This is a genomic window from Escherichia sp. MOD1-EC7003 (assembly GCF_002965065.1).
In the GTDB taxonomy this organism is placed as follows: domain Bacteria; phylum Pseudomonadota; class Gammaproteobacteria; order Enterobacterales; family Enterobacteriaceae; genus Escherichia.
On sequence record NZ_PTRE01000059.1, the window covers coordinates 85,963 to 101,311 of the forward strand.

The following is a 15,349-nucleotide window of genomic DNA, read 5'->3' on the forward strand; positions in this document are numbered from 1 at the left end:
AGTGTGTGACATTCATCTCAACAATGGTTGACCAATTAACATAATATGTCGACCAAAATAACAACAGTTCAACCAGGTAAGGTAAAACGTTATGCATGTGCTTAACATTCTTTGGGTGGTCTTCGGTATCGGCCTGATGCTGGTACTGAATTTGAAGTTCAAAATCAATTCAATGGTGGCGTTGTTGGTGGCGGCGCTGTCCGTCGGGATGCTGGCAGGCATGGACTTGATGTCGCTGCTGCACACCATGAAAGCGGGATTCGGCAACACGCTGGGGGAACTGGCAATCATCGTGGTGTTCGGTGCAGTCATCGGTAAATTGATGGTCGACTCCGGCGCGGCGCACCAGATAGCGCATACGCTGTTGGCACGTCTCGGCCTGCGCTATGTAAAGCTGTCAGTGATTATCATCGGTCTGATTTTCGGTCTGGCAATGTTCTATGAAGTGGCCTTTATCATGCTGGCACCGCTGGTGATCGTGATTGCCGCCGAAGCTAAAATCCCGTTCCTGAAACTGGCGATCCCGGCAGTAGCCGCTGCCACCACCGCACATTCACTATTCCCACCGCAGCCCGGCCCGGTCGCGCTGGTGAACGCTTATGGCGCGGATATGGGGATGGTTTATATCTATGGCGTACTGGTGACGATCCCGGGTGTAATCTGCGCAGGTCTGATCCTGCCGAGGTTCCTCGGTAATCTTGAGCGCCCAACGCCATCATTCCTGAAAGCAGATCAACCGGTAGATATGAATAATCTGCCCTCTTTCGGCATTTCGATTCTGGTGCCGCTGATCCCGGCGATCATTATGATCGCCACCACTATAGCCAATATCTGGTTGGTAAAAGATACCCCTGCGTGGGAAGTGGTTAACTTTATTGGTTCCTCGCCTATTGCAATGTTTATTGCGATGGTGGTTGCATTCGTACTCTTTGGCACCGCGCGTGGTCATGACATGCAGTGGGTGATGAACGCGTTTGAAAGCGCGGTGAAAAGCATTGCCATGGTGATTCTGATCATCGGTGCGGGTGGCGTGCTGAAGCAAACCATCATCGACACCGGCATTGGCGACACCATCGGCATGTTGATGTCACACGGCAATATCTCGCCCTACATCATGGCATGGCTGATCACCGTACTGATTCGTCTGGCAACTGGTCAGGGTGTCGTTTCGGCTATGACCGCCGCCGGGATTATCAGTGCTGCAATCCTCGACCCAGCAACCGGCCAGCTGGTTGGCGTGAATCCGGCACTGCTGGTGCTGGCGACAGCAGCGGGTTCTAACACCCTTACCCACATTAACGATGCATCTTTCTGGTTGTTTAAAGGTTATTTTGACCTGTCAGTAAAAGACACGTTGAAAACCTGGGGGCTGCTGGAGCTGGTCAACTCCGTGGTTGGGCTGATTATTGTGTTGATTATTAGCATGGTAGCGTAAAAGAACACCAGAGCCTGCCATTGGCAGGCTCAGTTCGGATTGTCGGCAAAGTGCGCCTTTGTAGGTCTGATAGCGTAGCTCATCAGGCAATATTGCGTACCAGCATTAACAATGCCCTGTGATTTCTGTATTGATAAACAAAAGCCACGCCAATAATTGACTGCACGTTCCCTGCAGTCACCTGCCTCCGGTAGGTGCGTAATTTACGGTTAATCCCAGACTTACCGCCGAAGTCCCTACTGTCCCTAACGATACCGTGTTATTCGCTGGAATAATCGTACCGTTGCGCGTCAACTGTACGCCGACGCCCTGTGCTGGCGAAAACGATGCGGTATTGGTGAGAATCGAATTGCCCGCATCTGCAATTGTGCCTGAAAGGTAATACCCCTGGTTTTGGCTTTTCGCACAGTAAACAGTAAGAGGAATCGGCACCGAACCAGGATAGTCCGGCAGAGTAACGGTGAGGCCTTCCGCATGCTGAAGGCGGGAATGTGTCATACCACGACTTAATCGCTCCGTCATCCAGCCAGAAAGCCATGGAGCCACAGTTGATTAGAGCGTTGTTATCGGTGTGCCAGTTGGTGATTCTGAACTTCTGCTTTGCCACGGGACTGCCTGCGTTGTCAGGGAGTGCGTGATCTGATCCTTCAACTCAGTAATAGTTCGAGTTATTCAACAAAGTCCACATGGCGATGAATGCAGTCATAACAGGAACACTATCTCTGGCTTATATAGTTATACCCGTTAACAAGGGATCTTTTGTTAAATTATCCTACAACAAAAAATGAAATAGAATTGTTATTATGCTGCATCTTATCGATACAAAGGAACCATCATCTCTAATGGTATAATGAAGCACCTGCTATAGGTGCCTCATTAATAATATTATCTCTCGCTCACAAATATGTGCCTGATGTTACACTGCCTGAACTAAACTGAAATGATAATTCTATACCTGATAGTGATATATGAAGGCTGGCCGCTGTAACACCTCCCATAAATAAATTATATTCATCATAAGACTTCTGTAACTAATTCATATGGGAACATCTTTATATTTATATGGCATTAAAATGTTTTACTTATACCAAGCTTGTAGAACATGCGATTTTTGTCTTCAGAATGTTCTCCATAATAGTTTTCAACGTTAGTTGTTTGTCTGTATATTTCGCCTACCAGTTTCACTGTAGGGAAAACTTTATAGGAAAAGCTTGCTCCAGTTCGAACTTCTCTATTATTTTTCGATAACCCATTATTACTTGTGCTTTCGATGTTCTTTTCTCTATAAGAGAGATCGTATCTTATGAATGGGTTCAAAATAAAATCATCTGTAACGTTAAAGTCATAACCACCTCGCAATTGCCAGCGATCATATCTTGAAGAATGTTGATTATACTTTCTTTCATTATAGACTGACACCCAGAGTGTATTATCATTATTGAATTTATATCTAGCCCCCAGAATCTGAAGTTCCTGATAATAATCGCTGTTGTAATGTTTCGAACCTAACTTACCTTTTACATAACTGTTATCTTGTCTCGACTCTTGTTGTGTTTTAAAGAACACAGGAGCAATAAAACCATTCACATATAGACTTAACTGGTCATTGATTTTATAAGTCATATTAGGAAAAAAACGTAGTTCTAATTTCCACTTATCCTGCTTTTTAGGATTATCGTAGTTTACATCCCATGATTCATAACGGAAACCTGCGGAAGGAGAAAAAGAATATGCTCCCATATTCAGGGTATAACCTTTAAGATAGAATTCTATACGATCACGATTAGTTTTAAATTTATCCTCAGGTGTTTTTTTATGTTTTTTCCCATACTGATCCTGATACATATAGGTGAGTGACACATTCAAAGCAGAATCAGCAACAGGATTGAAATTGCTCTTAATATACGGCATGAAGACATCTGCAGAGCGATAAGCATAATTATATTGCTCATTTTCAAAACCTAATTCTACAGTTGCAGCAATTACGTTGCCAGAGAATAACGTTAATATAAAGATCGTTTTCTTCAACATTAAAAATCCCATAACAAAATTTTTATATTTTTGTTAATAAAGACATATTACTACCAGTGTCCGTTCTGGAATAACCTGCTTCCGGTCGGCAGCAGGTTAATGACCATTGTTTAATTCAATTTATGAACGATGTTAAGAAAAAAATCAGGATAGATAATATTTCCACTATCATCTCGTGAGAAAAATAAATCTTTTGGTGCTGGTCCTATTTCATGTGAAACAAGCACTTTATAATTCACACTGTTAACAGTGGATCCCAGGAAGTCTTTTATTTTATTTTCCCAATCATCTCTGATTGAATAATTACTATCAAAAAGGATAGATGATGGGAATTTATATGGATTAGTTCTTAATATATAATTATAACGAGCATTGTTCATCGCTATATTATTTCTGATTATCAATGATCCAGTATTGAAATTATCAGTAAAGCCATCCATATTATTATTAATGGCAATGGAATTAATGACTTTGTGGTCTACTGGTTGACCTTCACCACCTAATTTAAAGCCATTGCCAATACTCCCTTTTAGGATATCCGCTTTACTGTACGGCAAGCCATTTTCATAGGCTACAGAATTCTCAATAGTGACAGATTCATTTGGACCGTCTTCAATTTTGTTAAACAAATCCCAACCATCATCTGCATTATTATGTGCAATGCATCCGCGGAAAATGTTTCCCGGTCCAACGCCTAATTTTGCTGCAAAGCCATCGGCATTAATTCCGGATAAATCAAGATTGTTATATGAATCTGAGTTCAAAACTAAGTTATGAGCTGGCCAAAGAAGACGATTTTTATCCTTCGCTGAAATAGAAATCCCCGTATCATCATTATTTCTGGCTATTACATGCTCAATAATATTATAGCTACCGGATATTCGTAGATATGCTGGTTTATTATTTCCATTATCCACATTGCCGTCAAAAACCACGGATTTTAGATGCCAGTAACTTGCATCCAGATTGAATGTATTGTTTATAAAAGTAGCTTTATGTGGATTAATGGCAGACATTGTTTTATACTTGCCAGGTACTCCACTTAACTCTCGATCTAACGTAATTCCCTGATATTGACCATCGTTAAGATATATATTGCCGCCAGGTGCAACAAACTGTACGGCTGTCTGTAAATCTACTGGGTCGCTTTTGCTGCCCCTGGCATCTTGTCGACAAGCACTACATACGTAAATCTCATAAGGATCGATTAGGTTTGATTTGACCAGCTCTATGCGTACAATTTTTTTTGATATCTTTCCATCAACGTTATAGTTGACAGTAAAGTCATTATATTTTTTTCGCAAAGTAACAGGAAACTGTACCAGTTCACCCGCTTGCACCTGCTTAGTTTGCTTCTCATTATCAAGACTGACCATTCCGGCCTGGTTGGCAAAAAATTGCAGAGTTGTCGAGTTGCTTACAACGGATTGGGGTGAAGCAAGAAAAAGTTCAGGGGCGTAGTGCCGGCCTCCAGTGAATTGATGTGGAGTTAATTTCTCGTAATCAACCCGTGGTTTGCCAGGTTTAAATGATGCATTTTTCACCCTTAGTTTCGCATTTCGTGCGGCAAAAAAACCAACTGCTAAACTCTGATTATCCAGTTGATTCATAAAGCCTGAATAATCAGAAAACTGCCATGACTGGTTTTCTTTACGATCGGTATCAAAAGCGGTCAGGATGAATTTCCCTGGTAGTCGCTCGATCGTCATATGAATATTTCTTTTTTGCGTAAAGTTTATATTCTCGATAATCGGCCGTTTCTTAATTGTAATACCTTCATTACCCCATGTTTTTATTACTCCCTCACGAACAATAGAAGTAATCTGTACTAAGTTATCATTCTTTTTATTCTGAGTAATAAAGGCATTCATCAATATATTAGAGGCTTGTGGATATTCTTCTGTTCCTGCTGACTGAGGTTCCTGTCGCTGAGGACCAATAATATCTCTGACAAATAATCCCGCTCCCTCTTGAGCTGCTGGTGATTTGCCATTCACCTCTGGACCAATCTGTTCTAATGTCAAATCAGCCTCCAGTCGGAATGTCTGAGTAACAGGAACAGTAGTATAAAAGACGGTCATGCCATCATGAGAGTTAGCGATTTTTCCCCCACGACTTTCAATAAAAAAATCTGTTGGCAAAGTGTAAAATTTTCCTGCTTCAAGAAAATTATTGCTTCCCGCAATCCATGCATTATTCCGTCCAATCTTGGCTGGATCTATCAGCGATGAAAAGTTGAGATCCGTCGACTGACCAAACGCCGCCACCTGCCAGTTCTGAGCAAAAACGGGAGTACAAATCAAATTCAGAAAAAGAGCAGACAGTAATAGTGTGTGCTTATTCATCCTAGAATACCTCTGCTTTGTTTTCAAATTTAAAGCCAACATTGTTATTACCGAAGCACTGATCATATTCATAACCAGTCAGTTGCTTAACAAGTATGCGAATTTCCGGTGTCGCATCTTCTTTTCTACCACCTTGTTTCAGACGCTCTAATTCTTTAGTTATTTCGGCATGAGATGCTTTATCTAATTTCATTTTTATAGAGAAATAGATACCTATTAACGCCATACCAGCTACACCAAATATCATGACGCCATTAATTGCATTTACTGCACTGGCTGGTTGATGGTGAATACCTGACTCAAAACCAAACAGACTGAGGACAACCCCCAGACAGAATACTACAGTGGCTCTCATTAACTTACCGGCCATAACCATTGCACCAGCATAAAGACCTTCACGACGACGACCGGTTAAGACTTCATCAACATCGGCAAGGAATACATATACACTCCACGGAATGTAATATACCCCTCCTGTCCCCAGACCAAACCAGATAGTGATGCCAATAATGAGCCAGGTCAGATGCGGAATATTGAGATAGTACACACCGACATAACCAATCACTGAAGAGACAACAATTAAGATAGCAATGATGAATGGGCGTTTAAATCCTCGTTTAGCACACCACATCATAAAAAATGCTGTAGAGAAGAACTGACAAATACTGCTTAATGAGTTCATCTCAGAAACAAATGTTCTCGGTTGTTCAAGGTTGAAAACAATAAAATAGGTAAATGTCGCAGTAAATAGCCATTCAGCGCCGAAACCAAATAGATACATACCAAGATGGGTTCTGAAGGTTTTTAGTTTAAAGGTTGAGAAAAGATCGGTAAATAGCTTATTAAAGCCCTCCATAAAACCATGCGTTGATTCATCAACTACATCATCAGCTGGGCGTTCCCAACTGTTGAAATAGAGCATTATCAATGAAGTGACCATAATAATAGCATAAGTTAAACCGGTCAGGAAAAATGGAGTAGCTGAATCTTTATTGAAGAAGTAAAAATAGATACCTGGAATAGCTGCTGCTAAAAAATTAGCTACTTTACCAAACATAGCTTTAGAACCTGTCAAATAGGTTCTTTGATTAAAATCCTTAGTCATTTCAACAGGTAAGGTATTATATGGTATCATAATCATAGTATATACCACTTCAAAAATGATATAGGTAGAAAGATAATACCAAAAACTCATCCCATTAACCCAAAGCAAAGGATAAATAATCATACATGGAATGGAAATTAATATGAAGAAGCGACGACGACCAAAGCGACGACCGAGTTTTGTCTGATAAAAATTATCTGTAATAAATCCCATTAGTGGATTCAAAATGACATCCAGATAAGTCGCAATAGAAAATATCACCGTCGCCTGAAAAACTGTCAATCCACAAAATGTGGTATAGAAATAAAGTAACCATGCCCCACTAATAGCCAGAGCTCCACTACCGATAAGATTCCCACTACCATATGAAAAACGAGTGATGGCTTTTATTCTTCTGTTTTATTCTGTCATTTATGATACCTCTTCCACAATAAAAATACACTTCCATCTTCTGAAAAAGATGGAGCATATTATTGAAGTAGCATTACATCGTTATTTAAAAAATATATTTATGAGGTTTAACTATATATGTTATTCCTGAATTGTTTAAATTAATCATAATGGTACAACAATATTTTTAGTCGATTTTATCGAGTTTGATTAAATATCCAGAGACTCAGATTTTATTGTTTTTAAAACTGCCACTCAAAAAATAATACTTTCTGATTAAACCTGTCTATAGCAGAGGAAAAGAAATGGATTATTAGCCAACAGATATCAATATGTAGCGCATAAAATGCGCTACCATTTTAGTCCATATTACTGGCCAGGTATTTACTTTAAAAAATCCTGACGTTGAGGTGTAAATATATCAAGCAAAACGCCTTCTTCTAAACATTTACACCCGTGCACAATGTTGGGCTTCTTATATAAAGTATCACCCGTTTTTACCGTATGCACTTCATCGCCAATGGTAAATTCAAAAACACCTGACAAGATATATGTCAACTGTTCATGTTGGTGGTGATGTAAAGAGCCGACAGCATTCTTAGAGAAATGGACCTCTACTGCCATCATATTGCCACCATGAGCCAGGACTTTTCTTTTGACCCCGTTGCCTAAATCTTCTATTCCTATATCCTCATTAAATACAAACATCACCACCTCTCTGAAAATATTTAAAGTAGTACATACATTTATGATTGAATCCAACTAAGGCTGTTTGCCGATATAGGCCAGAATGCCACCATCGACATATAAAATATGACCATTGATAAAGTTTGAAGCATCCGATGCTAAAAATATAGCCGCACCAGCAAGATCATCTGGTTTACCCCAGCGTCCAGCTGGCGTTTTTGATATAATAAACTGATCAAATGGATGGTGGCTGCCATCTGGTTGAATTTCACGTAACGGTGCTGTTTGAGGTGTGGCAATGTAGCCAGGTCCAATACCATTACACTGAATATTTTTTGCACCAAACTCAGAACAGATATTTTTAGTCAGCATTTTTAAGCCGCCTTTTGCCGAAGCGTAGCCTACAACGGTTTCGCGGCCTAACTCGCTCATCATGGAACAAATATTAATGATCTTGCCATGTCCTTTTTTAATCATTGAAGGCAATACAGCCTTAGCCATAATGAACTGACCTGTCAGATCAATATCTATTATTTTACGATAATCAGCAGCCGTAGTTTCTAGCATAGGTTTACGCTGAATAATCCCAGCATTATTTACCAGAATATCAATAATGCCTACATCACTCTCTATTTTTTTGATATTTTCTTTCACGGATTGCTCATCCGTAATATCAAATAAATAACCATGTGCGTTGATGTTGTTCTCTTTATATGCTGCCAGGCCTTTTTTAATATTCTCTTCTACTACATCGTTAAAAATGATTGTTGCACCAGCATTACTTAGTGCTTTAGCGATCTCAAAACCAATACCATATGATGCTCCAGTGACTAAAGCATTTTTACCTTTAAGAGAGAACATATCGATGAAATCCATAAAAACTCCAGTAGTGAAAAATTTGCCCATTATTGCTGATTTAAGATTTCCTCAGGGATTTTAGCCATATACAGCGCTGGTTCACCTTCGGCATCGCAAGAATATAAAACATACTTATTATCTGGAGAAAATGATGGATGCGGATGCGTTACCTGCCTGTCGCCATTCTGTACCCTCCAGGAACTATTATGTTTCACCAATTTATATATTTTTTTATTTTTACTGTTAAGAATATAAATCCAGGGGTCATTTTCAATTTTATAACTACAGGTATCTTTCACATCAACCGGACTACCAGCACCATCACCAACATAGAGAATACCATTATGGTTACTCATTAAATGGGAACATGCCGGCATTTCCATCACTAATGAATCTTCATCAGTATCAGGGTTATATTTGCGAATATAACGCTGTTGCTGTCCTTTCATATAGGAAACATAAGCCAGTGCAGATCCATCAGGGATCCAGAACTCGTGTGTGCAACTTTCACCAGGTTGGTGCTCATGCACTTTACGCTCATTTGTCCCATCACGGTTAATCAACCACATTCTGGCATCCACCAGGTCATGGGGCCCTTCGTGGCAAAAGGCGATAGTATCGTTATTATTCGGACGAAAAATTGGATGCCCTAACCAGGTATTATGATCCAATATCACCTTAGCGTTTCCAGTTGCCAGATCAATCGTAATTAAACGGCATCGTGGATTCTTATGATAAAATTCCAGAAATATTTTCCAGTCGCTTAGTGGGGTCCAGTCAGTTTTACTGATTTCGATTCCGACAATTTCTGTACAATCAGTATTAGCAACCCATGTGCCATACCCCACCCAATTATCCGGTACAGTGTATATGGTGGCTTCTTCTAGCGTGGTCAAATCAACACGCTGCAAATTTTTTTCATTCTTCACATAAAAAAGATAATTATCATCAGGGGACAGAAAGCCACCAAAGGTATTATCTCCTGCGCCTTCAGTGAGTTGTTTCGCTGTCTGAGTTTCCAAATCCATAAGGTAATAATTCCGGTTACAATCAAACTCAGCAGCGAAAATCAATTTTTTACCATCATTTGTAAAACACTTTTGATAAAAATAATTACGATGGCAAAGAATATCTGTTGGCGTTAATCGAATAACTTCGTTATTCGAGTCACTATCGTAGAAAGATTCAAACTTCAGTTTTTTAATATCACCCTTAGCCATATAATCTTATCCTTTATAAGAATAAAAATACTTCATAAGCTCGTTTTATTAGCAGCAATAATAGCGTTCAACAGTACAACAAACCGTGATCGAGAGCACACAACAAGAAAAATGAAATGGCGTTTTGATTTTTTGAATACAGTGTTGCACATCCCATTTGCAATGTATTATTATATTGTTCATGTTGTTATGCCATGAAGCTTAACAGTCTGATTTTAAAGAGGAGTTTGTATGAAAATCGCATTGATGAATGAATTTAGCCAGGCATCTAAAAACGCAATAATTTTTAATGAGTTAGTTACAGCAACCGCACATCAAGGCCATACTATTTTCAACGTAGGAATGTGCGATGATAATGATCATCGTCTAACTTACGTTCATCTCGGCATTATTGCGGCGATCTTGTTAAACAGCAAATCTGTTGATTTCGTTATTACCGGCTGTGGTACAGGACAGGGAGCCTTGATGGCACTGAACACATTCCCGGGAGTTACTTGTGGTTATTGCATCGAACCAACAGATGCCTACTTATTTGCACAGGTAAATAATGGGAATGCACTGGCCTTGCCATTTGCAAAAGGTTTTGGCTGGGGAGCAGAATTAAACATGCGCTATATTTTTGAAAAAGCATTTGATGGCGAAAAAGGATTAGGCTATCCAGCAGAACGTCGCGAATCACAAAATGCGAATGCCATTATCCTTAGTAATATGAAAGAAGCAGTTAGTAAGCCACTCATGGATGCTCTTCAGGCCATCGATCCGGCGTTGCTCAAACAAGCACTTGGCGGAGAAAAATTCCAGGAGTGCTTCTTTAACAATAGTAAAGATAAAGAATTGGTTAATTACGTAAAAAATTTATTAGGTAGATGAGTCATAATGAGAAGTCATACATAATAAATATGGCTTCTCTTTTATCTCCACAATTTGTCTAAAATATCGACATTATATAATCTGAGTATAAACTTACCGCTGTGATGGCAAGGTCAGAATAGCGCTGAGGTCTTCCACGTGCTGAAAGCGAGAATGTGTCATACCACGACTTAATCGCTCCGTCATCCAGCCAGAAAGCCATGGAACCACGGTTGATTAGAGCATTGTTATCGGTGCGCCAGTTGGTGATTCTGAACTTCTGCTTTGCCACGGGACTGCCTGCGTTGTCAGGGAGTGCGTGATCTGATCCTTCAACTCAGTAATAGTTCGAGTTATTCAACAAAGCCGTAGTCCCCATGCTCCGCTGATAGCAAAATCACTTCTGCATGAAAGAAATACAAGCAGCGCGACTGAAGATGAATGTGCCAAAAATCCATTCGAGAGCACAAAATCATTTTATGAAAAATATGTACTGTACATTCAAAATCTTACTTATTGTGCTTGGCTACAATAGTATACCTGGTAATATAGATTATAAAACACCAGACTAGCAGCCTGGTAAGTAATGTAATAGTAGAGGAAATATCACGATGGTTCTTGTAGATAGCGTCGAAGCAGGCAAGCTGACGATTAGTGAATTAATTGATGCCCTGGCGAAAGATAAAAATTACTCAGCTTCCAAGTGGGCTCAGCGATACCGTGAATTTACGACCTTGCTACAACAAACCTCAACTTTTTCTGAGCCTGAAACGGATGATTTAGTTAAGAGGCTCTGGTATGAACGTGATAATGGTATCGCCAGTATTCGTCAGGGTGTTCCATCATTAGCAGAATATCAGCAAAGCCTCCCATTGCTTAGAGAACTCACCGAACGTATTCGTCTGCAACCGAATGAAGCTACCTACCAATACGTAAGCAGTGCGCTGCAGCAGGCCAAAGAGTCCGGACAGCTTAAGCGCATATATTGGAGTTTAAGAAATCGTGTTTTTGCCGCGTTCTCGCCAGAAAACTACACCAGTACTGTGGATGAGAATGCTTTTAATAAAGCAGCAGAATTCCTAAATCAACACTTCCATCTCGGTTTGGTACTGACCGGAAATTGGTTACAGAAAAACTATGAATTGAAACAAGCCATACACGCCCAATCTCCTAACACAGATCCTTATTACGTGAATATGGCCATCTGGCATCTCTATGAATTGCTCCGTGAACGCGATAATGAACAAAAGCAGGAGAAAATAGCTGGCACTACATCCGTAACCAGCAGTAAGCCCGTCGAGAACAAGACCATTCCACATTCACCAACTAACGTGATCTTCTTTGGCCCCCTAGGCACTGGCAAGACCTTCACGTTGCAGCAAAAAATGAAAGAGTACACTTCTCATGCAGTTCCTGCTGATCGTGATGCCTGGCTGGATTCTCGCCTTGAATCGTTGAACTGGATGCAGGTTATAACGCTGGTGCTGCTCGATCTTGGAAAACGAGCCAAAGTTCGCCAAATGACGGAACACGAGTGGTTCCAACGCAAAGCGCTGCTAAATGGCCGTAGTAGCAACTTTTCTCAAACTGCCTGGGCGACGTTACAATCCTTCACCATTCCAGGATCAACTACTGTTGCGTACAAAGGTCGTCGTGAACCTGCGATCTTCGACAAAACTGCTGATAGTGAATGGTTTTTGGTCGAATCCCAGTTAGAGCAAGTGGATGAGCTACTTGCTCTTTACGCAGAATTAAAACAAGGCCCAAAATCTGCCGAAGCCATCCAGCGTTTTGCGGTGGTTACGTTTCACCAATCTTACGGCTATGAAGAATTTATTGAAGGTATCCGCGCTCGCTCTGATGAGAGTGGCAATATCTCTTATCCCATTGAGCCGGGTATTTTTATGCGCCTTTGCCAACGTGCTAATGCCGATCCAGCACATCGCTACGCCATTTTCATTGATGAGATCAATCGCGGAAACATATCCAAGATCTTTGGTGAACTAATCTCACTCATTGAAGTCGACAAGCGTGCGGGTATGTCCAATGCAATGAGCTTGCAACTGTCTTATAGCGGTGATCACTTTAGCGTACCTGCCAATGTCGACATCATCGGAGCCATGAATACAGCAGACCGTTCTTTAGCTCTGATGGACACGGCTTTGCGCCGTCGCTTTGACTTTGTCGAAATGATGCCAGATCTTTCTTTACTGAGTGGAGCTAAGGTGAAAGGCATAGAGCTTGAGTCGTTGTTAGAAAAACTCAATAGCCGCATCGAAGCGCTTTACGATCGTGAACATACGCTGGGGCATGCATTCTTTATGCCAGTAAAAAATGCAATTGATGCCGGTGATGAAGAAGCTGCGTTTAAACAATTGAAGATCGCATTCCAGAAAAAGATCATTCCCCTGTTGCAGGAATACTTTTTCGATGACTGGAACAAGATCAGGCTAGTGCTGGCAGACAACCAGAAACAAGACGACAGCCTGCAATTCGTGATTAAGAAAACCGACGATCTCAACACGCTTTTTGGTAACAACCATGGTTTACAACGCCATGATCAGCAATCGACAGCTTACGAGCTCGAAGCATTTGATCAAGAGGTCTGGAATATGCCACAGGCTTATCGTTCAATTTATCAGCCACAGCAGACCATTTCTGGTGAGCAGGCCGTAAACCATGGGTGAAGTTATCTCAGTTTTTGAATATGACCTGCTGGGAAGTGAAAAAGCGGCTTCAGTTGGCGCAAAGTTGGTGCCTCAACAGGTCTTTGATTATTTAGAAACACTTAGCCTAACAAGTGAGCAAGGAAGCCAGTTTCTCAAACTCACCTCTCGTTCAGGTTTCAAATTGCTGCAGGTGCAAAACTACGCGGGGATGCTTTCTACACCTCACGGTTTGCAGCTTGAGATACTGCCCAAGATTGGTAAAAACCTCACGGCTGCGAGTGCGCGAGAAACATTCATTACGATGCTAAGTCACCTGCCTGGGTTTCGACACATTCAAACCCAGCAGGCCACCCTTCAGGCACAACGCATGCCTTTGCTCGAGATTTTTATCAGCCAATTTTTGCAAAGCGTCAGCCAATTGCTTAAACAAGGTTTACGCTCCGACTATGTGAGCGAGCAAGGTAATCTGGCTTTTATGAAGGGCAAGCTGATGCTTTCTGCACAGCTGCGACATAACGCGGTGAATCGCCATAAGTTTTGTGTCGATTATGATGACTACATGCCTGATTGTGCAGCCAATCGGCTCTTACACTCCGCGCTAGATAAGCTTCTTAGTCTAAAGCTGTCATCAGAGAATCAACGCTGGCTTTACGAACTGCGCTTTGCGTTTGACGGTATTCCACTTAGCCGGGATATTGAACGTGATATAAACAACTTACGCCTCGAGCGTGGTATGGCTCATTACAACGAGCCAATGGCATGGGCGCAATTGATCCTGAGGGGAATGAGCCCGAGTGCTTTGCAGGGAAACACCAAAGCGATATCACTTTTGTTCCCTATGGAAGCGGTATTTGAATCCTTTGTGGCACAGACCCTACCCTACGAATTACCTTCTCACCTCAAAGTTTTACCTCAAGCAGCAACTTATTCTTTGGTAAAGCATGGACTTAAAGATTGCTTTAAGCTTCGCCCCGACTTGCTGATTCAATCACACAAACCAGTTCAAACCAAAATGGTGATGGATACAAAATGGAAGCTGGTGAACAGCAGCCAGCAGACAAAATCACTCTATGGACTGGCACAAGCTGACTTCTATCAAATGTTTGCTTACGGACAAAAATATCTTGATGGGAGTGGCGAAATGTATCTGATTTACCCTGCGCATGATGACTTTAGCCAACCGATACCGCAGCATTTTGCTTTTTCAGAGACTTTAAAATTATGGGTTGTGCCATACCGGATAATGGCAAAACGCGGTGAGAGGATGATGTGGCCGAATGACGTGTCCTGTACAATGAGCCCCAAACTGGATTGGATGGCTGCTTCAGTATCCTATAGTGGAGGCATGAGATGACCCATGAATACCAGCGACAAAGCCTGGAACAACTAATTACTCAGCAAACAGCAACTCCCAGAAGCGCCGCCGTTGTATTTAATGAGAACCAAACCCTCTGGCAAACACTTGGCTTTAGCCAGTCTCAAGTTTCGCTATGGCTTGCCTCATTGCCTCAAAGTAATCATCTAAAAGGGCCCACAACGGCAACGTACCAGGTTATACCTGATATCGCGGCACATTTGGTATCATTGTTGCATCAAGCTGGTGGGCGCATGCCCCTTGCACAAGTACTGAAAAAGCTCCCTGCTGGTATTACGACCAGTGAACAGCAGATACGCAAACTGGCACAGAAGCACGCGCAGATTGAACCGCCCCGGGAATCCTGGAGACTAAACTCCCTGAGAAAGAGGTAAACAGGATGACT

The 15,349-nt window shown here is 41.4% G+C and carries 11 protein-coding genes and 3 pseudogenes; 5 read left to right on the plus strand and 9 right to left on the minus strand.

Annotated elements, in window-relative coordinates; translation table 11 throughout:
• The first annotated feature begins 91 nt into the window (after positions 1-91).
• Positions 92-1,435 (plus strand): gluconate permease GntP, encoded by a 1,344-nt coding sequence (gntP, locus tag A7090_RS11550; RefSeq protein ID WP_105274119.1) that lies wholly within the window; start codon positions 92-94, stop codon positions 1,433-1,435.
• Between the two features lie 82 nt (positions 1,436-1,517).
• On the opposite strand, the pseudogene A7090_RS11555 reads toward gntP, so the two are convergent.
• From A7090_RS11555 to A7090_RS11585, 8 genes and pseudogenes are all read right to left on the minus strand, one after another.
• Positions 1,518-1,909 (minus strand): annotated as a pseudogene (locus A7090_RS11555) (fimbrial protein); the annotation flags it as partial.
• Positions 1,887-2,042: pseudogene (locus A7090_RS26555) on the minus strand (IS5/IS1182 family transposase); the annotation flags it as partial. The pseudogenes A7090_RS26555 and A7090_RS11555, both read right to left, overlap by 23 nt.
• A 461-nt stretch (positions 2,043-2,503) precedes the next feature.
• Positions 2,504-3,466 carry a hypothetical protein gene (locus A7090_RS11560; protein WP_105274120.1) on the minus strand — a complete coding sequence of 321 codons (963 nt, stop codon included), beginning with the start codon at positions 3,464-3,466 and terminating at the stop codon, positions 2,504-2,506.
• Positions 3,467-3,576: 110 nt separating this feature from the next.
• Positions 3,577-5,811 carry a right-handed parallel beta-helix repeat-containing protein gene (locus A7090_RS11565; protein WP_105274121.1) on the minus strand — a complete coding sequence of 745 codons (2,235 nt, stop codon included), beginning with the start codon at positions 5,809-5,811 and terminating at the stop codon, positions 3,577-3,579.
• Position 5,812: 1 nt separating this feature from the next.
• The gene (locus tag A7090_RS11570) at positions 5,813-7,306 is read right to left on the minus strand and encodes an MFS transporter (RefSeq protein ID WP_105274122.1); all 1,494 of its coding nucleotides are present in this window, start codon (positions 7,304-7,306) and stop codon (positions 5,813-5,815) included.
• 384 nt (positions 7,307-7,690) lie between these two features.
• Positions 7,691-8,014, minus strand: coding sequence for a cupin domain-containing protein (locus A7090_RS11575; protein ID WP_105274123.1), 324 nt, complete (start codon positions 8,012-8,014; stop codon positions 7,691-7,693).
• A gap of 54 nt (positions 8,015-8,068) precedes the next feature.
• Positions 8,069-8,869, minus strand: a complete 801-nt coding sequence (locus tag A7090_RS11580; RefSeq protein ID WP_105274124.1) for a gluconate 5-dehydrogenase — start codon at positions 8,867-8,869, stop codon at positions 8,069-8,071.
• 29 nt (positions 8,870-8,898) lie between these two features.
• On the minus strand, positions 8,899-10,071 hold the full coding sequence (locus A7090_RS11585) for an oligogalacturonate lyase family protein (RefSeq protein ID WP_105274125.1): 1,173 nt from the start codon (positions 10,069-10,071) through the stop codon (positions 8,899-8,901).
• A gap of 231 nt (positions 10,072-10,302) precedes the next feature.
• On the opposite strand from A7090_RS11585, the gene A7090_RS11590 reads away from it, so the two are divergent.
• Complete coding sequence (locus A7090_RS11590; RefSeq protein ID WP_105274126.1) at positions 10,303-10,941, plus strand: RpiB/LacA/LacB family sugar-phosphate isomerase; 639 nt, start codon at positions 10,303-10,305, stop codon at positions 10,939-10,941.
• Positions 10,942-11,035: 94 nt separating this feature from the next.
• Here the strand turns inward: A7090_RS11590 and A7090_RS11595 are convergent.
• Positions 11,036-11,256, minus strand: a pseudogene (locus A7090_RS11595) (transposase); the annotation flags it as partial.
• A gap of 275 nt (positions 11,257-11,531) precedes the next feature.
• On the opposite strand from A7090_RS11595, the gene A7090_RS11600 reads away from it, so the two are divergent.
• The 3 genes from A7090_RS11600 to A7090_RS11610 are packed head-to-tail and all read left to right on the plus strand — an operon-like array spanning position 11,532 to position 15,338.
• Entirely contained in the window at positions 11,532-13,607 is a 2,076-nt protein-coding gene (locus A7090_RS11600) for an McrB family protein (RefSeq protein WP_105274127.1), read from the plus strand.
• The gene (locus A7090_RS11605) at positions 13,600-14,943 is read left to right on the plus strand and encodes an McrC family protein (protein WP_105274128.1); all 1,344 of its coding nucleotides are present in this window, start codon (positions 13,600-13,602) and stop codon (positions 14,941-14,943) included. The genes A7090_RS11600 and A7090_RS11605 overlap by 8 nt, the downstream gene beginning before the upstream one ends.
• Positions 14,940-15,338 (plus strand): hypothetical protein, encoded by a 399-nt coding sequence (locus A7090_RS11610; RefSeq protein WP_105274129.1) that lies wholly within the window; start codon positions 14,940-14,942, stop codon positions 15,336-15,338. Before A7090_RS11605 ends, A7090_RS11610 begins: the two co-directional genes overlap by 4 nt.
• Positions 15,339-15,349: the final 11 nt, after the last annotated feature.